The 19,793-nt window shown below is 57.2% G+C and carries 20 protein-coding genes; 10 read left to right on the top strand and 10 right to left on the bottom strand.

Going from position 1 to position 19,793, the window contains the following annotated elements:
- Positions 1-7: 7 nt before the first annotated feature.
- From EDB95_RS10195 to EDB95_RS10180, 4 genes are read left to right on the top strand one after another with little or no spacing between them, the layout of a single operon-like run.
- Complete coding sequence (locus EDB95_RS10195) at positions 8-973, top strand: FAD-dependent oxidoreductase (protein ID WP_133993247.1); 966 nt, start codon at positions 8-10, stop codon at positions 971-973.
- A 10-nt stretch (positions 974-983) separates the two neighbouring features.
- A complete protein-coding gene (locus tag EDB95_RS10190; protein ID WP_133993245.1) occupies positions 984-1,775 on the top strand; it encodes a type 1 glutamine amidotransferase in 792 nt (263 codons plus the stop codon).
- 15 nt (positions 1,776-1,790) lie between these two features.
- Positions 1,791-2,282: a c-type cytochrome gene (locus tag EDB95_RS10185; protein WP_133993243.1), complete on the top strand. Its 492-nt coding sequence runs from the start codon at positions 1,791-1,793 to the stop codon at positions 2,280-2,282.
- The gene (locus EDB95_RS10180; RefSeq protein WP_133993241.1) at positions 2,279-3,472 is read left to right on the top strand and encodes a hypothetical protein; all 1,194 of its coding nucleotides are present in this window, start codon (positions 2,279-2,281) and stop codon (positions 3,470-3,472) included. The genes EDB95_RS10185 and EDB95_RS10180 overlap by 4 nt, the downstream gene beginning before the upstream one ends.
- Before the next feature lie 3 nt (positions 3,473-3,475).
- On the opposite strand, the gene EDB95_RS10175 is transcribed toward EDB95_RS10180, so the two are convergent.
- From EDB95_RS10175 to EDB95_RS10160, 4 genes are all read right to left on the bottom strand, one after another.
- Positions 3,476-4,741, bottom strand: coding sequence for a sensor histidine kinase (locus tag EDB95_RS10175; RefSeq protein WP_133993239.1), 1,266 nt, complete (start codon positions 4,739-4,741; stop codon positions 3,476-3,478).
- Entirely contained in the window at positions 4,738-5,421 is a 684-nt protein-coding gene (locus EDB95_RS10170) for a response regulator transcription factor (RefSeq protein ID WP_133993237.1), read from the bottom strand. Before EDB95_RS10170 ends, EDB95_RS10175 begins: the two co-directional genes overlap by 4 nt.
- A 66-nt stretch (positions 5,422-5,487) precedes the next feature.
- Positions 5,488-7,548 (bottom strand): putative porin, encoded by a 2,061-nt coding sequence (locus EDB95_RS10165; RefSeq protein ID WP_133993235.1) that lies wholly within the window; start codon positions 7,546-7,548, stop codon positions 5,488-5,490.
- A gap of 52 nt (positions 7,549-7,600) precedes the next feature.
- On the bottom strand, positions 7,601-8,434 hold the full coding sequence (locus tag EDB95_RS10160) for a purine-nucleoside phosphorylase (RefSeq protein WP_246073581.1): 834 nt from the start codon (positions 8,432-8,434) through the stop codon (positions 7,601-7,603).
- 51 nt (positions 8,435-8,485) lie between these two features.
- On the opposite strand from EDB95_RS10160, the gene sucC reads away from it, so the two are divergent.
- Together sucC and EDB95_RS10150 are read left to right on the top strand one after the other, a co-directional pair.
- The gene (gene sucC, locus EDB95_RS10155) at positions 8,486-9,697 is read left to right on the top strand and encodes an ADP-forming succinate--CoA ligase subunit beta (RefSeq protein ID WP_133993233.1); all 1,212 of its coding nucleotides are present in this window, start codon (positions 8,486-8,488) and stop codon (positions 9,695-9,697) included.
- Positions 9,698-9,719: 22 nt separating this feature from the next.
- Complete coding sequence (locus EDB95_RS10150; RefSeq protein WP_133993231.1) at positions 9,720-10,232, top strand: GNAT family N-acetyltransferase; 513 nt, start codon at positions 9,720-9,722, stop codon at positions 10,230-10,232.
- On the opposite strand, the gene EDB95_RS10145 is transcribed toward EDB95_RS10150, so the two are convergent.
- The 5 genes from EDB95_RS10145 to EDB95_RS10125 are packed head-to-tail and all read right to left on the bottom strand — an operon-like array spanning position 10,221 to position 12,306.
- Positions 10,221-10,844 (bottom strand): SprT-like domain-containing protein, encoded by a 624-nt coding sequence (locus EDB95_RS10145; protein ID WP_133993229.1) that lies wholly within the window; start codon positions 10,842-10,844, stop codon positions 10,221-10,223. The two genes, EDB95_RS10150 and EDB95_RS10145, sit on opposite strands and share 12 nt — an antisense overlap.
- Entirely contained in the window at positions 10,844-11,227 is a 384-nt protein-coding gene (locus EDB95_RS10140; protein ID WP_133993227.1) for a hypothetical protein, read from the bottom strand. The genes EDB95_RS10145 and EDB95_RS10140 overlap by 1 nt, the downstream gene beginning before the upstream one ends.
- Positions 11,228-11,242: 15 nt before the next feature.
- Entirely contained in the window at positions 11,243-11,449 is a 207-nt protein-coding gene (locus EDB95_RS10135; protein WP_133993225.1) for an AtpZ/AtpI family protein, read from the bottom strand.
- Entirely contained in the window at positions 11,433-11,885 is a 453-nt protein-coding gene (locus tag EDB95_RS10130) for a bactofilin family protein (RefSeq protein ID WP_162852542.1), read from the bottom strand. Before EDB95_RS10130 ends, EDB95_RS10135 begins: the two co-directional genes overlap by 17 nt.
- 25 nt (positions 11,886-11,910) lie before the next feature.
- Positions 11,911-12,306, bottom strand: a complete 396-nt coding sequence (locus tag EDB95_RS10125) for a hypothetical protein (protein ID WP_133993221.1) — start codon at positions 12,304-12,306, stop codon at positions 11,911-11,913.
- Positions 12,307-12,422: 116 nt separating this feature from the next.
- Here EDB95_RS10125 and porW point away from each other — a divergent pair, with 116 nt between their 5' ends.
- The 4 genes from porW (at position 12,423) to EDB95_RS10105 (ending at position 19,157) form a co-directional block, all read left to right on the top strand.
- Complete coding sequence (porW, locus tag EDB95_RS10120) at positions 12,423-15,383, top strand: type IX secretion system periplasmic lipoprotein PorW/SprE (RefSeq protein ID WP_133993219.1); 2,961 nt, start codon at positions 12,423-12,425, stop codon at positions 15,381-15,383.
- Positions 15,384-15,436: 53 nt separating this feature from the next.
- Positions 15,437-17,809 carry a transglycosylase domain-containing protein gene (locus EDB95_RS10115; protein ID WP_133993217.1) on the top strand — a complete coding sequence of 791 codons (2,373 nt, stop codon included), beginning with the start codon at positions 15,437-15,439 and terminating at the stop codon, positions 17,807-17,809.
- A 14-nt stretch (positions 17,810-17,823) separates the two neighbouring features.
- Positions 17,824-18,369, top strand: coding sequence for a DUF2911 domain-containing protein (locus EDB95_RS10110; protein WP_133993215.1), 546 nt, complete (start codon positions 17,824-17,826; stop codon positions 18,367-18,369).
- Between the two features lie 65 nt (positions 18,370-18,434).
- Entirely contained in the window at positions 18,435-19,157 is a 723-nt protein-coding gene (locus EDB95_RS10105) for an isocitrate lyase/PEP mutase family protein (RefSeq protein WP_211352071.1), read from the top strand.
- Positions 19,158-19,161: 4 nt separating this feature from the next.
- On the opposite strand, the gene EDB95_RS10100 is transcribed toward EDB95_RS10105, so the two are convergent.
- Positions 19,162-19,767 carry a hypothetical protein gene (locus tag EDB95_RS10100; protein ID WP_162852541.1) on the bottom strand — a complete coding sequence of 202 codons (606 nt, stop codon included), beginning with the start codon at positions 19,765-19,767 and terminating at the stop codon, positions 19,162-19,164.
- Positions 19,768-19,793: the final 26 nt, after the last annotated feature.

Below are 19,793 nucleotides of genomic sequence, written 5' to 3'. Positions count from 1 at the left end.
TACCATCATGGACATTACCGTATTGGGGTGCGGCGTCATCGGACTGACGACGGCCCTCCGGCTGACAGAAGACGGTCACCGTGTGACCATACGAACCTGGAAAGTCCCTCCGGAGACCACTTCCGATAAAGCGGCCGCGTTTTGGTCGCCCTACCGCATCACGGAAGACGGGCAAACTTTTGCCTGGATTGCAGAAACCTACCGGACCCTCGCGGAATTCAGCCGGATCCCGGGCAGCGGGGTGAGCATGGTCCCCCTGCGCAAGTTTTTAAAAGACGGGCGGGATACCTCCGACAACTGGTGGCTAAAGGCCATTCCAGGGGAACACTATACATCCCTGAACAACGGGGAGCTGCCTCCGGGGTACACCGCGGGTTGGAAAGCAGAGGTGCCGCTGATGGAAACGCCCCTCTATCTGCCGTTCCTGATGGACCGTTTCCGCGCTGGCGGCGGACGCACGGGCGGCGGACGCATTATCACCGGCGAAAAAGTAACCACCCTGTCCGCGTTCTCCGGCTCCCTGGTGGTCAACTGCACAGGGCTGGGCAGCCGTGACCTTTGCGGCGACGAGGCGCTGCTTCCGGTACGCGGCCAGATCGCCGTCACGGGACCGTTGCCGCTCGATGGCATTTATGTCGATGCCGACACCCCCATATACCTCGTACCCAGGGCCGACGGCTGTATCATCGGCGGAACCTACGAACGGGACAACTGGGAGGATACCCCGGAACCGGAGACCATCAACGAAATAGTGCAACGCGCAAAAGCCTTGACACCGGACCTGACAACAGGCCCAGCGATCCGCTCCTACGCCGGCCTGCGGCCCTACCGCCCCAGCGTCCGGCTGGAAGCCGATCCCGCGCAGCCCGGCCTGATACACCACTATGGCCACGGGGGGGCCGGGTTTACCGTTTCCTGGGGCGCCGCGACGTCGGTGGCGGCATTGGTCCGCAGCCTCGACCGAATTTCATAAGTTTGCACGCATGCAACCGCTCCGTTTCGCCATCCTGGACATGTACGAAGGCAGGCCCAACCAAGGCATGCGCTGTCTGCGCGAGCTATTGGTGGCATTCGCGGAAAAAAATGACCTGGCGCTGGAGATCCGCGAATTCGACGTGCGGCTCCGCAGGGAAGTACCCCAAGGGACATTTGACGGCTATATTTCCTCCGGCGGACCTGGTTCTCCCCTTGACAGTGAAGGGAGCGAATGGGAGAAGGTCTACTTCGACTGGCTAAACGGCCAAACGAATGCGAATATTTTTTTTATCTGCCATTCCTTCCAACTGGTGTGCCGGTACTACCGTTTCGCGGACGTGTGTCCCCGCAAATCGACTGCCTTTGGCGTCTTCCCCGTGCACCTGCTGGAGGCGGGTAAGGAAGAGCCCGTATTCGAAGGTCTGTCCGATCCTTTTTATGCCGTCGACAGCCGCGACTTCCAGGTCATCCGGCCGGACCAGGAAGCCCTGGCCCGCTGGGGCGCGCAGCTTCTTTGCATCGAAAAGGAAAGACCGCACGTCCCGCTGGAACGCGCCATCATGGGTATCCGTTTCAGCCCTTATTGGATCGGCACGCAATTCCATCCCGAGGCCGACGCCCCGGGGATGCATCAATACCTGCAAATGGAAGACAAGCGGCAGGCCGTGATCGCCGAACACGGACTGGCCAAATGGGAAAGCATGACCCGGCAACTGGAAGACCCGGACAAGATCATGTGGACCTACCGACACCTGCTCCCTGCTTTTTTCAAGATCGTGAAGGAAGGTTCCGCGAAATAATATAACTTGGGCTCTATGCAACCAACCATCTTCCAACGCAAAAGCCTGCTCACGGCGGGCGCCATCGTTCTCACGGCCGCGTGTATCAGCGCCTTTTCGATCGGCGGCCCCCAGCAGCACAAACGCAACCTCAAGGTACTTCCGCAAGACATCAGCCGGGACAGCCTGGACATGATCATGGACCACTTCAAACTTGCCCTGGGGGTGAAGTGCGGTTTTTGTCATGCACAGTCCACGACCAATCCCGGACGGCTCGACTTCGCCAGCGATGACAAACCCGAAAAGGAAGTCGCGCGCAAGATGATGATCATGACCAACGACATCAACCAGAAGTACATGCGCTTTAACGACGATACCGCCAAGGCTGAGGAGGCGGTCTCCTGCATTACCTGTCACCGCGGAGATCCGCATCCGGAAGTGAAATATCCCGAGGAACATCATGGTGGACCCGACACGCCAAAAGGACCTCCCCCCGGTCAGGGCAATCCAGGAGGACCACATAAATGATCCCTTTCGCCAGGGACCGATTTAACGAAGGTTTTTCCGACGACAAATACCGGGCCTTCCTCCAGGCGTTAGACAGCGCCCACCCGGGTGCCATTGACTTTCGCGTGGCGGAAACCCCGGTATTTGTTCCCCGCTCTTTCCGGGCACAGATGGAAGAAACCTGTGCCTATATCCTCGACCTCATCGCCGATCCTTCATTCAAACAACGGACGGCAGCCGCTATTCCCCCGGGGCTGTGGACCCCGGGCGAACAGGACTATCCCCATTTCGTGTCTTTTGATTTCGGCGTTTGTACCGGCGATACCGGGCTCCCCGAGCCGCGGCTGATCGAGCTCCAGGCGTTTCCTACGCTGTTTGCCTTCCAGGTGTGGCTCCCCGAAAACTATCAGGCACAATTTCCCATACCGCCCGATTATGACTACCTCTTGGGCGGCTATGACAAACCGGGATATATCCGGCTTTTGAAAGACATCATTGTAGGGGACGTTCCTCCGGAGGAGGTCATCCTGCTGGAAGTAAAACCCCACGAACAAAAGACACGCATCGATTTTTACCTCACCCAGGACTACCTGGATATACGGCCGGTTTGCGTCACCGAGCTCTTTGCCGAAGGGCGTGAACTCTTTTATTTCCGCGATGGCCGCAAAACAAGGGTTCGCCGCATCTACAACCGCGTCATCGTCGACGACCTCATGGCGCAAAAGGAGACGCTGGGGCCCGTGATCGACCTGACCGCGGGCTGGGACGTGGAATGGATATCCCACCCGAACTGGTTCTACCGCGTGAGCAAGTACCTGTTGCCCCTGCTGCACCACCCCCTTATCCCGCAAGCGTATTTCGTACAAGACCTGAAAACGGTGCCCAAAGACCTGGACCGGTATGTCCTCAAACCACTTTTTTCCTTTGCCGGTCAGGGCGTCGTCCTGGAGGTGACACCCCGCCACCTGGAGGACCTCCCCGATCCGGAGAACTGGATTCTCCAGCGTAAGGCCACGTATGCGGACATCATTCGGACGCCTGACGGGCCGGCCAAGTGCGAGATCCGGTTGATGTACTTCTGGAAAGACGGCGCTTTAAGACCGGTCCCCGCCAACAACCTGGCGCGGCTCAGCAAAGGACAAATGATCGGGACCAGGTATAACAAGGATAAGACCTGGGTGGGCGGCAGTGCCTGCTTCTTCGAGCCATAGCCCTCAGAACGTCACCGTAAAGGTGTGGGTCCCCTCCCCATATTCGTACCGTATCCCCATCCCCGACATTTCGACGATCTCCTTGACGATGGCCAGCCCCAGCCCTACCCCCTCGGACGGATGCTGTTTCTGAAAGCGCTGGAAAAGACGATCCGGATCCAGCGCCTTATGAGCCCCTGTATTCTTGACGCTGAAAAGACCGGGAAGAAGGGTGACCAGGATCTCTCCCCCCGGGACATTATGCCGGACGGCGTTGCTGAGAAGGTTGTTCACCAGGCTCTCGGCTAAGAAAGGATGCATCCGGACGGTTTCGGGCATCAGGTCCAGGGTGACGGTCAGGCCGTGTTCGCGGATCCATTCCTGCCAGACATCCAGTTTTTCCTCTACCAGGGTCTTGAGCTCCACGGGCTCCTTTTCGAGGTATTGGCGGTTTTCGATCCGGGTCAGCAACAAAAGGGACTGATTGAGCCGGCTAAGGCGGTTGACGGAAAGCAACAACTGCTGCATCCGTTCCAACTGGTGGGCGGTCAGACCCGGCTCCTGCATCATCAGGTCCAGCTTGCTTTTAATCACAGCCAGCGGGGTTTGCATTTCGTGGGCGGCGTGGTCGGTGAATTGTTGCAGCGCCAGGTAGTCGCGCTGCATCTTGACCGTCATTTCCTCCACGGACCGGCCCAGCAGGTTGAACTCGTCGATCTTTGATACACCCGGCCCCCCTTTGGGCGGGGCGGACAGGCGGAAGGATTTCAGGTAGTCCAGGGTTTCGTAAAAGGGGTGCCAGATGCGGCGGAGCAAAAACCGGTTGCCGATAAACAACCCCGCCACCAGGACGAGGATAGACCCGGCCGTTACCCAAAGGATGAGCCAGAGGAGGTCTTCGGTCTCCTCCAGGGATTTGGTGATCGTTACGATATAATCCGTACCCTTCACGCGAACGGGGAACTGAACCTCGCGGCTGTCGCCGACATTGCAGAAACGCCGGCGGTCACGGTCATGGTCGCGACCGCGATGGCCGGGACCGCCGGCCACGCCGAAGTCCATCGTCCCCTGCCGCCAGTCGAGTTGCTGGTCGCGGTAATGCGAAGGCGCCGGCAGGGAATCGTGGAGGTGGACGAAGTCCAGTAGTTCCTGTTGCTCGATCTTGAGGTCGTTGTCGACCTGGTGGATCAGGATATAACGGATCACCACGTAATACGACAGACAACCCAGCGCCAACAGGATCGCCAGGAGCACGAAATAAAAACGCTGATAGGTGGCCGCCAGTTTCATATTTTCTTATCCGTCCATTTATACCCTACCCCGTAAATGGACTGGAGGTAGTCCCTGGCGCCGCCGTCCAGGAGTTTTTTGCGGAGGTTCTTGACGTGCGTATAGATAAAGTCGTAGTTATCGGCCAGGTCCATGCTATCCCCCCAAAGGTGCTCCGCCAGGGCGCTTTTGGGGATCACCTTGTTGCGGTTGGACACGAGGTACAACAAAAGGGCATACTCCTTTTTGGTCAGTACCAGGGACTGACCGGATACGCGCACCGTCCTGCCTTGGGTATCGATCTGGATTTCGTGGTAGTCGAGGAGGCTGTTGCCGCCGAATTGTTTGCGCCGGATGATGGCCGCTACGCGGGCGCCGAGCTCCGGCAGGTGAAAGGGTTTGGCGAGGTAGTCGTCCGCCCCCATCTGCAGCCCCGTAATCTTGTCCTCCAGCCGGTTTTTTGCCGAAATGATGAGCACCCCTTCGGCCTTCCGGTTGACCTTGAGCTCCCGGAGCAGCGACAAGCCGTCCCCGCCCGGCAACATGATGTCCAGAAGAATGCAGTCATAGGCATAGAGCTCGATCTTTTCCAGGGCTTCGGCGTAGGTCGCGGCCGTTTCGCAGGTGTACTCTTCCAGGGAAAGATAGGCGGTCATACTCTCCAGGAGCTCCGGCTCGTCCTCTACGATGAGTAGCTTCATAGGACCAAAGTACGCCGGAAATCTGTGAAAATCCTGTAGGCGTCATTGCAAAAGGCGCCGCGGCCGCTAATTGACAAACCCCCAGCTGATCCCGAAATGGATGATCAACCCCGGGTCGGCGAACCCTACATAAGGCTGGTTGACCGATTTAAACCCAAAGGGACTAAGCGAAAGGGTATTGAGGTTCTCCGCCCGTGCGATCAGGTAAAAGGTATGGAGACGGAAGTGCACAAAGGCGTCGATTTCCGGGCGGTTGTGATAAAGAATCGGGGACGTTCCATAGGGCGAATCCGACTGTCCGAGCTGGGGGAAGAACTGTCCCAGGAGCGGAGAATACATATCGTTCTTATACGCGGTGGCATACTTGATCTCCAGGCCGGTGGCCAGGTTTAGCTTCCGGTGTATACGGCCTTCGTAGACAAACCGGTCGCGCGTATAGACCAAAGGTACCCGCACCGGCGCGTCACCGGTGACCTGCTGGACATACACGTCGCCATACCATACCCAGCGTTTGGTCAGGTGGGTTTCCTTCTGGACCGACAGTTGGAGGATGTTGAAGGGCGAGCTGTATTGCGCGACCCCGGTATAGTCCTTCAGGTAGGTGTAGTTGGTCATCAGGTAATAGTGCGCCGCCACGTTCATCTTCAGGTAGGGCATCCAGAGATACCCGAAGACCTGTGTATTGTTCTCGTTGGTCGGCGTGGTAATGCCGGTGTTGTTGAAATTGAAGCTGCTGTACTTCTGGTAGATGTAGGAAGGCGTACGGAGGGTATTTTCAAAACCTGCCTGGAGGTACCCGATCCTGCGCCCAAGGCTCCGCGCCAGGCTTCCGTATACGTCGTAATTGCCGATGTTGTACCCCTCCAGGTACAGCTTCCCGTGAAGGTCTATGTCCCACTTTTTGTTCCGCGTCTGGTTCCGGTATTCAGCGTGGCCGTACACGTTGTAAAACTCCATGATGCGGCTGAAAAAGGTACCCCTTAGCGTTTCGAGACTGATCCCCTCGGTCAGGTACTGGCTGGGGTTTTTGGCCACGGGAAATTGATACAGGGCAAAATCATTGATGATCTGCGACCATTTGTCTTGTATATAAAAGCCGGGCAACGGTGTGCTTAAAAAGTTGTAGGCTTTTTGATAAAAGTGGGTGGAAGAGTCCGGGCTGTTGTCCACATACTGATAATTGTACGTGTTGACCTGAAAGGTATGCTGCAACCGTATCCTTGGATAAAACAGGTAATAGGTCGTTGAGTCGTTGACGACGATGGAGTCTTGTTGCCCCAGGTCGTATTGTTGCCGGAGCAAAAGCTGGAAGTCGCTGTAATGCGTGCCGGTTTCCAGGGTCGTGTTGAAAATATTGCTTTGGTAGTCCGTGTTTCCGCCTACGTTGGTGGGTACGTCGAACCGGTTGTTATAGCTGGGGCTATACAGGACGCTGTTGTTGATAAATCCGCCGTTATCCTCGCTTTTGAGGTTGTTGGCCAGGAACCCTCCGTACAGGTGGTAGCGTTTCCGGGGAGATTCATACCAGGTGTACAGGCTATAATTGTTGTGGTTGGATTTCTCGCTTTTGTATTGCCCGGGACCACCCGTCAACCGGTATTGGAAGGCAAAGTTCCAGTGTTCGTTGATGTTTTGGGTATGGAGGATGCGGATGTTCTGTTCGTTGGCACTACCCAGAAGGTACTCCATTTCGGTATACGGCCGGGTTGTTGTAAAAAACCGGGTGGTTTCCCAGGTCAGCCGGTAGATATCGTACGCGTGAAACCCGGCGTCCCAACCGGGTTTGAAGTTGGGTGTAAAAACAATGGATTCGGCCGCGGTACCGACATTCCCCAGGGTCTTGTAGATGGACGGCACGGGGTAAAACTTGTCGATGTCCGCCACGGACGTATCCAGCTTGTAGATATGCGTGGAATCCAGAAAACGATAGGTAAGGGTCAGGGTATCTTCCAGACCGGTACGGTGGTGCAGGGAATCCTTTTTCCCGCCCCTGTTGCCCATGCCCTGTCCCATTCCCTGCACGCTGTTTTGCAGGCCCCCCAGGGAACCTTGCGCCCTCAGCCCCTGCACGCTACCCAGCACGCAACAAAACACACAACAGACCCGGATTAGTAGACTTAAGCGCATAGTGATTCGGGCAAAAATAACCGATTTTCGGCGGGGCCCTTGTAAAATAATGTTATAACGTGCCCGCGGCCACGCCGCCGAGCGCCGCGACCAGGCCGCTAAATATCTCCGTCAGCTTCGGCTCCGCCGCTGCTGCGGCCTCCAGCACTTCCTGGTGTGTAATGGTGTTGGCTTCGTCCCGGATACCCAGGTCCGTGATGACGCTAAGGGCAAAGACCCGCATCCCCGCGTGGACCGCGGCGATCACCTCTTGTACAGTGCTCATCCCTACGGCATCTCCCCCGACCAGGTGCAGGAGCCGGTACTCGGCCCTCGTTTCGAAAGTGGGGCCGGTAACCCCGCAATATACGCCTTCGTGTATGGCGATGCCCGCCTTACCGGCGATGGCTTTTGCCTGCCGGATCAGGTCCAGGCTATAGGGTTCGCTCATATCGGGAAAACGCGTGCCCAGACGGGGTTCGTTGGGACCGACGAGGGGATTGTGTACAAAAAGACTGATGTGATCCCTGATGATCATCAGGTCTCCCACCCGGAACTGAGGATTCATTCCGCCGGCCGCGTTGGAGATCAGCAGGGTGTGTACCCCCAGGACGCTCATCACCCGGATCGGGAAAACCACTTGCTGGGGGGTATATCCCTCGTAAAAATGGAAGCGTCCGCTGAGGACGGCGACATTTTTCCCCTTCAACCGGCCAAGGATCAGCTTACCCTCATGTCCCTCCACGGTAGAGACCGGGAAATGGGGGATATCCTTGTAGGAAATCGACGTCACCCCTTCGAGCTCCCGCGTCAGGTTGCCCAGGCCACTACCCAGGATAATCCCGATTTCGGGTACTTCCGGTACCTGCCGGCGGATATAGGAGGCCGCCTCCTCCAAGTGTTGCATAATCATGGGGGGCAAAGATAGTTTTTCCTATCTTCGCCAAAATTTTTTCGTATGAACCTACACGAATACCAGGCGAAAGAGTTACTGAAGAAATATAGTGTCCCCGTCCAGGAAGGATTTGCGTGCAGCACCCCCCAGGAAGCCGAGGAGGCTTACCGCCAGATCAAGACATTATACGGCAGCAATTTCGCGGTAGTCAAGGCCCAGATCCACGCGGGCGGCCGCGGTAAAGGCAAGATCGTCGGTTCCGAGCAACGCGGGGTGGCCGTAGGGAAGAATGCGGAACAAATAAAAGAGATCGCCCAGAACATCCTGGGCGGTACCCTGGTAACCATCCAGACCGGCCCTCACGGGAAGGTGGTTAACAAGGTCTTCGTTGCGCAGGATGTTTACTACGAAGGCCCCAACCCCATCAAGGAATTTTACCTGTCCATCCTCCTGGACCGCGGTAAGAAACAAAACGTCGTGATGTACTCCACCGAAGGGGGTATGGATATAGAAGAAGTCGCCCACAAGTCCCCGGACAAAATCTTTAAGGAATGGGTTCACCCCGGCGGCGGCCTCCTGCCCTTCCAGGCCCGGAAGATCGCCTTTAACCTGGGATTGAGCGGGGAAGCCTTCAAATCCTGCGTGAAATTCGTCACCAACCTGTACAATGCCTACATCGGGCTGGACTGCGCCATGGTGGAAATCAACCCCCTCTTCAAGACCAGCGACGAGAAAATCATCGCCGTGGATTGTAAGATGAACCTGGACGACAACGCCCTGATGCGTCACCCCGACCTCTCCAGCCTTCGCGACATCACCGAGGAAGATCCTACCGAAGTCGAGGCCGGCAAATACAACCTGAACTTTGTCAAACTGGACGGGAACGTAGGCTGTATGGTCAACGGCGCCGGTCTGGCCATGGCCACCATGGACATGATCAAGCTCAGCGGCGGCGAACCCGCGAACTTCCTGGACGTAGGCGGTTCCGCCAATGCCCAGACCGTCGAGGCAGGTTTCCGCATCATCCTGAAAGACCCGAAAGTAAAGGCCATCCTGATCAATATCTTTGGCGGGATCGTACGTTGCGACCGGGTGGCCCAGGGGGTCATCGACGCCTACCAGAAGCTCGGGAACATCAACATTCCGATCATCGTCCGCCTCCAGGGCACTAACGCCGAGGAAGCCAAAAAGCTCATCGACGAAAGCGGGCTGAAGGTAGAGTCCGCCATCCTCCTGAGCGAAGCCGCTCAGTTGGTGAACAAGGCCGTGGCCTAGCCGCGGCGGGCCATCGTTTTTTATGCCCGACATCCACATTCGTGACATCCAGCCGGGGGACAATGCGCCCCTGGCCCTGATCGTGCGGAACGCCCTCGCGGAGTTTGGCGCGAACAAGCCCGGAACGGTCTACTTCGATCCGACTACGGATCATTTGTATGAGCTCTTCCAGAGGGCGGGGGCGTGCTTTTTCGTGGCAGAGAGCGCGACGGCCGGCAGCGCTGCGGCGACAGCCGCCCTGCTTCTCGGCGGCGCCGGCATCTATCCCTCGGAGGGTCTCCCTCCCGACACCTGCGAACTCTGCAAAATGTACCTCCGCCCCGAAGCGCGGGGCCAGGGCCTGGGTGGCCGTCTCATCCAGCGTTGTCTGGAACAGGCGCGCGCGATGGGTTACCGCCGGGTCTACCTGGAATCCATGCCGGAGCTGAGCCAGGCGCTTTCCGTCTACGAGCGTTTTGGATTTCAGTACCTGGACGGCCCTATGGGGAACACGGGACACTTCGGGTGCGACCGGTGGATGCTGCTAACGCTCTAGGGGCTCCACCTCATAAATCGGGCTGAACAGGTATACTTTTTCCGACGGTACTTCAATGCACCGGATGCGTTTCCGCACCACTTTTTCCCTGCGAAAAACCCTTCCGTCGCGGGTACGGAACAACGTCCCCTCGGCGAGCTCCTCGACCAGCGCGTGGCGCTCGTCCACGGGATCGTATTTGCGCAACACCCGCATCAGGTCGTCGTCGGCGCAACTGCTGGCGGCCGGGTTGCGCAGGCTTGCGGAGAGTGCCTTGTGTATATCCGGGGGGAAAACATGATGCTGCAAAAACTGCGCGAGCAGACGGCCAAACTCGGCCTTCCACTCTTTGCCGTGCGCGGACACCGTATGTCCGAAACGATCAAAGGTGAGGAGGTGGGCCAGTTCGTGAAGAAGGGTGATCAAAAAGGCGTAACGGTTGAGGTTGCCGTTAACGCTGATGCGGTGGTGCCGGTCGGCGGTGGCGTTGCGATAGTCTCCTAAGACGGAAGCCCGTTGACGGGACACGGTCAGGTGTACCTTGTACCGGTGCAGATAATCCACGACGTGTTCATACGTCCCCGGGGGCAGATAGTCTGCCAATGCTTCGAGCGGGGCTTCCGATTTTGCCATTACTGTTTCACTTTTCCGGCACGGACGAGTTCCTTGACTTCAATGCCCGTATAACCGATGTACATCACCAGCCACGACAACACCACCCCCTTGCTGAGGACGGCGCGGTCTATGAGTGCATACAAAAGTACGACCCCCGCGGACAGGAACAATTTCAGGAGCATCCCGGTGTATACGAACCGGAAGAATGCATAAGAGTTGGCCTGACGTACACCCTTTACTTCGAGGGCAAACGCCAGCATCGTAATGACAAACAGCCAGGCATTGCCGTACTCCAGGGGATCGACCGCCACGTTCCAACCGGGCAGGCGCGTCCGGAGCAGCACAATGACACCATTGACTATGACAAACAGGAGGAGGCTCAGCAGTATAAAACGTTTCATACCTGCAATATGCGACTATTTTCCCGTACCTGTATCCCGGACCAGGCGGACCAGGATTCCTACGAGGATGAGGAGAGGAAGCAGCCAGGTGGCAATAGGCGTCTTCCAGTGAGCCCAGTGGTCCACTTTTATACCTATATAAACACCTAGACCCAACGCTACGAAGAGCTGGGTCGCCAGGCCGGCATATTGCAGGAGAGACTTATTATTCTGCTTCGGCATATTCGGGTTCGTCCTCCCCGACCTTCACGGCGGAGGCGCCCGGTAAAGCGGCTACCGTCGTACTTCCGGCCATATGGCAATTGCCATTGAAGGAAGCGGAGGGTTCCACCTGGAGCTTGCCCGTGAAAAGGTCGCCCTTGACATGGGCCTTGCCGCGGATGTTGAGCAGGTCCTTGACGGTGACCTTCCCCTGGACCTTCCCGAGGATGTCGGCATTGACACAATGGATGTCGCCTTCCACCAGGCCTTCGGTACCGATAAAGACCTTGTTGGTAGCGTGTACGTTCCCCTTGAGGGTGCCGTCGATCCGGATGTCGCCGGAGCATTCGATGTCGCCTTTGATGACGGTGCCGCTAGCGATGATGCTGGCACCTACTTTTGCCGGAGCGGAGGATTCCGGGACGGAGCTGTTTTCTTTGGATTTGGATGTAAACATGTTTATGCGCATTTAGAGCTGCCGGTTAATCATCAGACTTCTCGACCGACGGCATCTTCAATGCCGTCGTATCGCGGTTTTCCACTACCCCACCCACCAATACTTTCTTGATCGATTCCAGGTATTGGTCCTTCATCTGCATCTCCCTTTCCAGGGAATCCGTACGGTATTTGAGCTGGATGTATTCCCTCCGTTCACTCGGGTTCCCGTAGCCCGGAAGATAATACTTTAAGTTGGTAAAAGACACCAGCGCCACCGTCAGGCCTATCAAGATAACAAAAATCGTGCTCAAAGCCACATAAACGCTCATCCGTGTCAACTTAAAAGTGATCACCTCCTCGTAGGTATCGTCATTCATGATGACCAACCGGTACCTGTTCTGTAAACGCTTAAGGGTTTTGTTGCCGTCAAATAGGGCCATATTGGGGGTTTTCGACCTAAAATTAGCCTGTTGTCGCAAAAAAAGGGCCATCTTCAAAATATTTTGTGTTGTTTGCAGTTATAAAAGGCATGTCATTTCACCAACGTCTGGGCCTCATGGCCAGGTGTCTGCTTATCTTGCTGACGCCCATGCTCACGCATGCCCAGGCCGGCTACGATCTTCCGCTCCACAAACCGGCGGCCTTCGAAAACAAAACCCTCGCTTCCGAAAAAAGTACGTCCACCAAAAACACCGCCTTTCGCCGGTTCGTCCAGGGGACGGTCACGCACTACAACTATTATTTCAACGCCCACCAGAAAATCCTCCAGGTCCTGGCCCGGTGCCGGGAAGAACACCAGGACGACCTTACCCGGCTGATTTCTTTTTACGGCTACGCGTTGGAGGATACGAAACGCGAACGCATACAACTGGACTCGGTCATTTATAAATGCACCGCGGGGATCGTCCTCCATGACCTGCGCAACGGTTGGATCGACAACCTGTACCTGTTGATCGGCCAGGCCTTTTTCCTGGAAACAAAATTCGACTCGGCGGACCGGATCCTGGAGTTTCTGAACTATCACTTCTATGTAAAAGAAGAGGGTGACTACCATATTCCCATCGGGACGGGTACCCAGGCCAAAAACGGACAGGTCTCGATCGTCAATCCCGAGAACCGGAAGATATGGCACGAGGCCTTCAACCGTCCGCCCAGCCGGAACGACGGGCTGATCTGGCAGGTCCGGAGTTATACCGAACAGGGAAAATACGCCCAGGCAGCGGGGCTGATCAGCCTGCTCCGGTCGGATCCGCAGTTCCCACCCAGGCTCCAGCCGGCCCTGGCCGAGCAGGAAGCCTATTGGTTTTACTGCCAGGGTATCTGGGATTCCACGGCCGTGTACCTGGAACGCGCGCTCCCGAACGCCGCCAGCCAGGCCGACCAGGCACGCTGGGACTACCTGCTGGCCCAGTTGTACGAACTTTGCCACCAAAGCGCCGCGGCCGGGAAATGGTATTCCAAAGCCATCGAACAGAGCACCGATCCCCGCATCGACATTTATGCGCGTTTGTACCGCGCGCTCCTGGGACAAGGGAACGATAAACAAACGATCCCCCAAACCATTGCCGCCCTGCTCCGGCTGGCGGACAGGGACCGGTTCGCGCCCTTCCGGGACATCCTCTACCTGTCCGCCGCGCGTCTGGCCCTGCAGCAACCCGATACCACCGAAGCCCTTCACTTCCTGGACCTCAGCGCCCGCAACGGCGGTAAAGGCGGTGTCCGCAACCAGGCCTATCTGCTGATGAGCGATATAGGCAAAACCCAGGGCAACTATAAGATCGTCGCCACGGCGTACGACAGCCTCATCCTGACCGACCCGAACCTGCGCGACCAGATCCCCGTCCTGGCCAAGGACAAAGCACTCTACGACCGCGTCCTTGTCAGTATCCTCCGGGTGGAACGGGAAGACAGCCTGCAACGCATCGCCGCCCTGCCCGAAGCGGAAAGGACGGCGTTTGTCAAAAATCTCCTTCACCAGTTGTTAAAGGCCCAGGGGGTGAAAGAAGAAAACAACGGGAACTATTACGGGAGTACCGGTATCAGGGATTCACTCAACGCCTCCGATCTGTTTGGGACCGGGAACGGGGAATGGTATTTCTATAACCAGTCGGCCCGGTCCTCCGGGTCATCGGACTTCCAAAGCCGCTGGGGAAACCGCCCCAACGTCGACAACTGGCGCAGACAGTCCGCCATGAACACCGCCGGCCCCGGCGGAGTCATCCAGCCCCATACGACGGAGGATGCCCTGACGGCGGCGGCCAAAAAGGCGGGCGCCAAACCCCTGGTGCTGACCATGGATGGATTGATGAGCGACCTCCCCCTGACGCCAAAGGCGCTCGCTGCGTCCAACGATACGGTCGCCTACCACCTGTTCCGGCTGGGAGACCTGTATAAAAACGAAGTGGGCGACAACCGGGCGGCCGTCAAGGTCCTGGAAGAGCTGTACCAGCGTTACCCCACCTATAAACAGGAAGAGGCGCTGTACGACCTCTATGTCTGTTACCATCTGATGGGGGATGAGGTAAAAGCAAACTATTACCTCGGGCTGTTGCATAAGCGTTACCCCGCCGCCGGCAAACCCGCCGCGCCCGTGAAGGATACCGCCGCCGACCTCGCCACCGGGCGTTATAAAGATATTTACGACCAGTTTATCGCCGGCAACTATGACGCCGCCCTGGCGGAAAAAAAGTCGGCGGATTCCCTGTTTGGGACGAAATACTGGACCCCGCAGCTCATGTACATCCAGGCCGTCTATTATGCCCACCAGCGGCAGGACTCTTCGGCCATCAAGGTCCTGAACGACCTTGCGGCTCAATTCCCCAAGGACCCCGTGACACCACGGGCGAATAAACTGAAGGAAGTGCTGGGTCGCCGTACGCAGATCGAGACCTACCTGACCAACCTGAAGATCACCCGGTACAAGGTAGACTCTTTGCACATCGATACCGGGGCGGCCGTCGCCGTGGCCGTACCCGCACCGCCTGTAGCACCACCCGACCTGCACCGGGCGCTGGGCAACAGACCTGACACGCTGTTGAAGGCGCCCGGCGCGGGAGCGGCCGCGCTACCGGGTAAGTCGGGCTTACAGGTCAACAACAATGCCGTAGCGGGTATGCACAGCGACAACTACCTGTTCGACCCGTCGACGCCACACTACGTCCTCGTGGTCATGACGAATGTCGCCGGGGTGTACGCCTCCGAGGCCAAAAATGCCTTTTCCCGGTATAACCAGGACGTACACTACCAGGAGGACATTCCGATCGATACGGTCCTCTTCCAACCCGGCATGAACATCCTGAAACTGGGTCCCTTCAAAAACATCGTGGACGCCCTGGCCTATCAGTTCGACCTCCAGAAAAACGCCGGCAAAGAAATAGTGCCGTGGCTGTCGGCCGACAAATATCGTTTTATCGTTATTTCACAGGATAATTTGATGGTACTGAGGAATAAGAAGAACCTGACCGAATACGAGACGTTTATCAACTCCTATCTTAAGAATATGCCGGCCACCCATTAGCGGGTATGCTTTTTGCAACGGATTGCCTAGTTTTGAACACAATACAACCCACTATGTCCACTCCCGTACGCCTCCTGTGGCGCGTTTTTTTGATCGGTCTGGCTTTGCTTTTTCTGTTCATCCTGCTGGCCGACCTGGGTGTCTTTGGGCGTATGCCTTCCCTGTCGGAGCTGGAGAACCCTTCCGCGTCCTTAGCCAGCGAAGTCATTGCCGCTGATGGTACCTCCATGGGTAAGTACTATGTCCAGGACAGGACCAACGTGGAGTTCAAGGACATCTCCCCCAACGTCATCAACGCCCTGATCGCCACCGAAGACAAACGGTTTTACGAACACTCCGGGATCGACTTCTATCGTTTAGGGAGCGCCGTCCTCCACCTGGCCAGGGACGGGGGCGGAAGCACCATTACCCAGCAGCTCGCCAAAAACCTCTTTACCAATTACTCCACCAACTTTGTCGTCCGGAGCACCCAAAAGATCAAGGAATGGATCATCGCCGTCAAGCTGGAGCGCAACTTTACCAAAAACGAGATCCTTGCCCTTTACCTGAACACGGTGTCCTTTGGGGAAAACATCTACGGCATCCGGAACGCCGCCCGGACCTTTTTCCAGAAGGAGCCCGCGGAGCTGAACGTGGACGAAGCCGCTGTACTCATCGGCATGCTCAAGGGGAATACCTTATATAACCCCCGCCGCAACCCCATCGCCGCCTTTAACCGCCGCAACACGGTGATCAACCTCATGGCGGCCGCGGGGTACATCAGCCCCATGGCCGCCACCGAAGCCAAACGCGCCCCCATCCAGCTGAACTACATCCGCATGGATGAAAACAACGGGTACGCCCCTTACTTCCGGAGCTACCTGGAGGACGAGTTGAAAGATTGGTGCAAACACCATCTGAAGGCCAACGGCCAGCCGTATGACCTGTTGCGGGACGGTCTGAAGGTCTATACCACCATCAACATCCGTATGCAAACGGCGGCTGAGGAAGCCGCGGGCCGTCAGCTCAGCTATCTGCAAAAACTCTACTTCTCCCAGCCCGAAGTCCGGAGCGGCGCCATCTGGAGGGGTCATGAGAATATCATCGAGGCCGCCATGAAACAAAGCGACCGCTGGAACAACCTCGAATCCGCAGGGGTACCCGAAGCCGACATCCGCAAAACGTTTTTTGTAAAGGTGCCCATGAAGGTCTTTGCCTGGAATGACAAACGGGAAAAGGACACCGTCATGACCCCTTACGATTCCATCAAATACCACAAGGAGATCATCCAGTGTTCCTTTATGGTCATGGATCCCATCACCGGCGAGGTCAAGGCCTGGGTGGGGGGCGCCGGTTTTAAACGCTTTAAGTACGACCACGCCAACATCGAGACCAAACGGCAGGTGGGGTCCACGTTCAAACCTATATTGTATACCTACGCGGTGGAGAACGGGTACACACCCGAAACCATGCTCCCCGCGGGCCCCGTCAGCATGGGCGGCAAGGAGATCGACGGCAAGGGCGGCCCGATGGAGGTTTGCCTGGCCTGGTCCTACGATCCCCCCGCCGTTTACCTGATGAACCAGTTCCAGCCGCAGCCCATCATCCACTTCGCCGAGCAATGCGGTATCGAATCCAAGCTCCCGCCCTACGCGTCCCTGGCTTTAGGGGCAGGGGACATTTCGCTCTACGAAATGATGCGGGCCTACACCATGTTCCCCGGGTACGGCGTCAATGTCAAACCCATCTACCTCTCGCGTATCGAGGACCGCAACGGCAACATACTGCAGACCTTTGTCCCCGACCGCAAACAGGTCATCAGCGAAGCAGCCGCGTATACCATGATCCGGATGATGCAAGGCGTCGTCGACTTCGGTACGGGCGCCAGCCTCCGCAATGTGTTGGGTCTTCAGGGAGAAATGGCCGGTAAAACAGGGACCATGGGTAAGACCGGCGCTCAATACGGCAACAAAGACCTTTGGTATATCGGCTATACTCCCCAGCTCTTAGCGGGCGCCTGGGTCGGCTTTGACGATCCCTTCCTGAAGATCACGGGGGAAGGCAACCGGATCGCCCTCCCGATCTGGGGCTACTTTTTCCAAAAAGCCTATGCCGACAAAACCCTCGGCATAGACCCCAATGCACACTTCAACATCCCCGCATCGCTCAAGAACGATACCCAATACGACTACCAGAACTTCGGCAGCCAGTACGGCAACGAATCCAACGACGAAGAAAACAGCAACGGCAAAGCCGGTGACTACAATACCGTCGCTCCCGGCAAGAGCGAGTACGTAGCGCCCGAATCCCACCCCGACCCCGAGGAACAACGCGTCCTCCGGGAAGCCGAGCGCCAGGGCAAGACGAAAAAAGACACGTCCCCACCCGCCGATCAAAAAAAAACTTTTTGGCAAAGGATAAATCCTTTTAGGAAAAGGAATAATTAAAACAATACACCATTATGAAAAAGCTACTCCTGCTGGCCCTTGCCGGCACCTTCGTTGTGAGCGCCGTGTCTGCACAGGCACCAGAAGACAAGTCCAAACGCCCCAGCCCCCCCGCCACGGCCATGGAAACCATCCACGGGGGTGTGCACGTACAAATCGACTACAGCCAGCCCTCCGTCAAAGGCCGTACACTTTGGGGCGGCCTGGTGCCTTATGGCCAGGTCTGGAGGACCGGTGCCAATGAGGCCACTGTATTCACCATTTCCGCTCCGGTGACCATCGAAGGCAAGACCCTGGCCGCCGGCACCTACGACCTGTTCACCATCCCCACCGACGGCGACTGGACGGTCATCTTCAACAGCGAAACCAAGCTGCCCAACGGCAAACCGACCTGGGGCGCCTACACCTACCACCAGGACAAGGACGTCCTGCGTGTCACCGTTCCCGCCGGCAAGTCCGCTTCTTTCACCGAAAGGATGACTTTTACCGTCGGCAAGGACGGGAAGGTGTCCCTGATGTGGGGGGATAAGCAGGTGGATTTCCACGTGGCGAAAGCGTAAACTTTTTTTATCACCATTGTTCACGGGCCGCCTCGCAATATGGGGCGGCCTTTTAAATGTTTGCTATGAACCTCGCCCAACGCTTCCGCTCCCTCCACTTCGGAGCGCCCCTCCTCTTCCTCCCCAACATCTGGGACGTCGCCGGCGCCCGCCTGCTCGAAGAACTCGGCTACCCCGCCGTCGCCACCGCCAGCGCCGCCGTATCGCGCAGCCTGGGCTACGAGGACGGCGAAAAGATCCCCTTCGATCAATTGTGCTGGCTCCTGGAACGAATCGCTTCTTCGGTAAAGATCCCCGTCACCGCCGACATTGAAAGCGGCTTCGCCCCCGACCCCGAAGGGCTGCAACGGAACATCCGTCGTGTGATCGACACCGGTGTCGTAGGCATCAACTTCGAGGACACCGACGTGCGGACCGGGCAACTCATCCCCCTGGAAACACAGGTAACCCGCATCAGCGCGGTTCGCGAGGCGGCGGGAGAGAAACTGTACATCAATGCGCGGGTCGACTCGTTTCTCCGGCTGAAAACGGACCAGCGCGAAGACGCCTTGCGCCGGGCAGCCGCTTATCTCGAAGCCGGCGCCGACGGGATCTATCCCATAGGCGTAAGGGACATGGGGGTCATCAAAACACTGGTGGAGGGCATCCCCGCTCCGATCAATATCGGAGGTGTGCTCGACCTGAAAGCATTGGAGGCGTTGGGCGTCGCCCGCGTCAGCACGGGGCCGGGGTTTCATCAAAAGACGCTGGAGGCGATGCGTGCGCTCGCCGGTTCGTGGAAGGCATAAGGCCCTATTTTTTCTTCGAACTCCCAATATTCCCCGCCACCCCCAAACTATAGTAAAGGGTATTGGCGGCGTTCTCGGACACGCCCACCTGATACTGGATGTGGATCAGCAGGAAGGCTTCGTTAAAGAAGTTGACCTGGAGACCCAGCCCAAGCGGCATATAGGCTCCGTAGTTGGATTTGTAGGAGAAGGTCCCGACACCCGCGGAAAGAAAGGGGCTGACCCAGTGTTTGTCGCTGAAGAGCTTGAGGTGAACGGAGGCGTCAAGGGCGGAGAGGAGGTATTCGTCCTCGTAGCCCGGGCTGTTGGGAAAAGGATAGTCCACAAAGGATCCGGTGTACCGGATCATATAGTCGAGGTGGTCGGTAAGGCCGTCTAAAAAGCTCAGGGCAAGGCCCGGCTGCATGTTCCCGATATTGGTCAGGCTCCCGCTGTTGAGGGTCTTGGAAAGACCGATCTGGCTGATGAGCATGGCCGAGTTAAAATCATATAAGGAAAAGTGAATGCCGATCGCAGGGTCTTTCTTATAGCGGTATACGTGCTGGGATTGGGATATCCCCGCTTGTGTGAGTAAGCACATGATTCCGCCGATAAAAAATACTCTCAGCATAGCATTGATATGAGTTGCGGGGCACT

Origin of the sequence: Dinghuibacter silviterrae, assembly GCF_004366355.1 — a bacterium.
Classification (GTDB): domain Bacteria; phylum Bacteroidota; class Bacteroidia; order Chitinophagales; family Chitinophagaceae; genus Dinghuibacter; species Dinghuibacter silviterrae.
Note: the sequence above shows the minus strand (reverse complement) of the source record. Positions and strands in the feature narration are given on the sequence as shown.

Bases quoted from the DNA above. Each gene is read 5' to 3' on its own strand.
- EDB95_RS10195 (WP_133993247.1), top strand. From the start codon at position 8: ATGGACATTACCGTATTGGGGTGCGGCGTCATCGGACTGACGACGGCC.
- EDB95_RS10190 (WP_133993245.1), top strand. From the start codon at position 984: ATGCAACCGCTCCGTTTCGCCATCCTGGACATGTACGAAGGCAGGCCC.
- EDB95_RS10185 (WP_133993243.1), top strand. From the start codon at position 1,791: ATGCAACCAACCATCTTCCAACGCAAAAGCCTGCTCACGGCGGGCGCC.
- EDB95_RS10180 (WP_133993241.1), top strand. From the start codon at position 2,279: ATGATCCCTTTCGCCAGGGACCGATTTAACGAAGGTTTTTCCGACGAC.
- EDB95_RS10175 (WP_133993239.1), bottom strand. From the start codon at position 4,741: ATGAAACTGGCGGCCACCTATCAGCGTTTTTATTTCGTGCTCCTGGCG.
- EDB95_RS10170 (WP_133993237.1), bottom strand. From the start codon at position 5,421: ATGAAGCTACTCATCGTAGAGGACGAGCCGGAGCTCCTGGAGAGTATG.
- EDB95_RS10165 (WP_133993235.1), bottom strand. From the start codon at position 7,548: ATGCGCTTAAGTCTACTAATCCGGGTCTGTTGTGTGTTTTGTTGCGTG.
- EDB95_RS10160 (WP_246073581.1), bottom strand. From the start codon at position 8,434: ATGCAACACTTGGAGGAGGCGGCCTCCTATATCCGCCGGCAGGTACCG.
- sucC (WP_133993233.1), top strand. From the start codon at position 8,486: ATGAACCTACACGAATACCAGGCGAAAGAGTTACTGAAGAAATATAGT.
- EDB95_RS10150 (WP_133993231.1), top strand. From the start codon at position 9,720: ATGCCCGACATCCACATTCGTGACATCCAGCCGGGGGACAATGCGCCC.
- EDB95_RS10145 (WP_133993229.1), bottom strand. From the start codon at position 10,844: ATGGCAAAATCGGAAGCCCCGCTCGAAGCATTGGCAGACTATCTGCCC.
- EDB95_RS10140 (WP_133993227.1), bottom strand. From the start codon at position 11,227: ATGAAACGTTTTATACTGCTGAGCCTCCTCCTGTTTGTCATAGTCAAT.
- EDB95_RS10135 (WP_133993225.1), bottom strand. From the start codon at position 11,449: ATGCCGAAGCAGAATAATAAGTCTCTCCTGCAATATGCCGGCCTGGCG.
- EDB95_RS10130 (WP_162852542.1), bottom strand. From the start codon at position 11,885: ATGTTTACATCCAAATCCAAAGAAAACAGCTCCGTCCCGGAATCCTCC.
- EDB95_RS10125 (WP_133993221.1), bottom strand. From the start codon at position 12,306: ATGGCCCTATTTGACGGCAACAAAACCCTTAAGCGTTTACAGAACAGG.
- porW (WP_133993219.1), top strand. From the start codon at position 12,423: ATGGCCAGGTGTCTGCTTATCTTGCTGACGCCCATGCTCACGCATGCC.
- EDB95_RS10115 (WP_133993217.1), top strand. From the start codon at position 15,437: ATGTCCACTCCCGTACGCCTCCTGTGGCGCGTTTTTTTGATCGGTCTG.
- EDB95_RS10110 (WP_133993215.1), top strand. From the start codon at position 17,824: ATGAAAAAGCTACTCCTGCTGGCCCTTGCCGGCACCTTCGTTGTGAGC.
- EDB95_RS10105 (WP_211352071.1), top strand. From the start codon at position 18,435: ATGAACCTCGCCCAACGCTTCCGCTCCCTCCACTTCGGAGCGCCCCTC.
- EDB95_RS10100 (WP_162852541.1), bottom strand. From the start codon at position 19,767: ATGCTGAGAGTATTTTTTATCGGCGGAATCATGTGCTTACTCACACAA.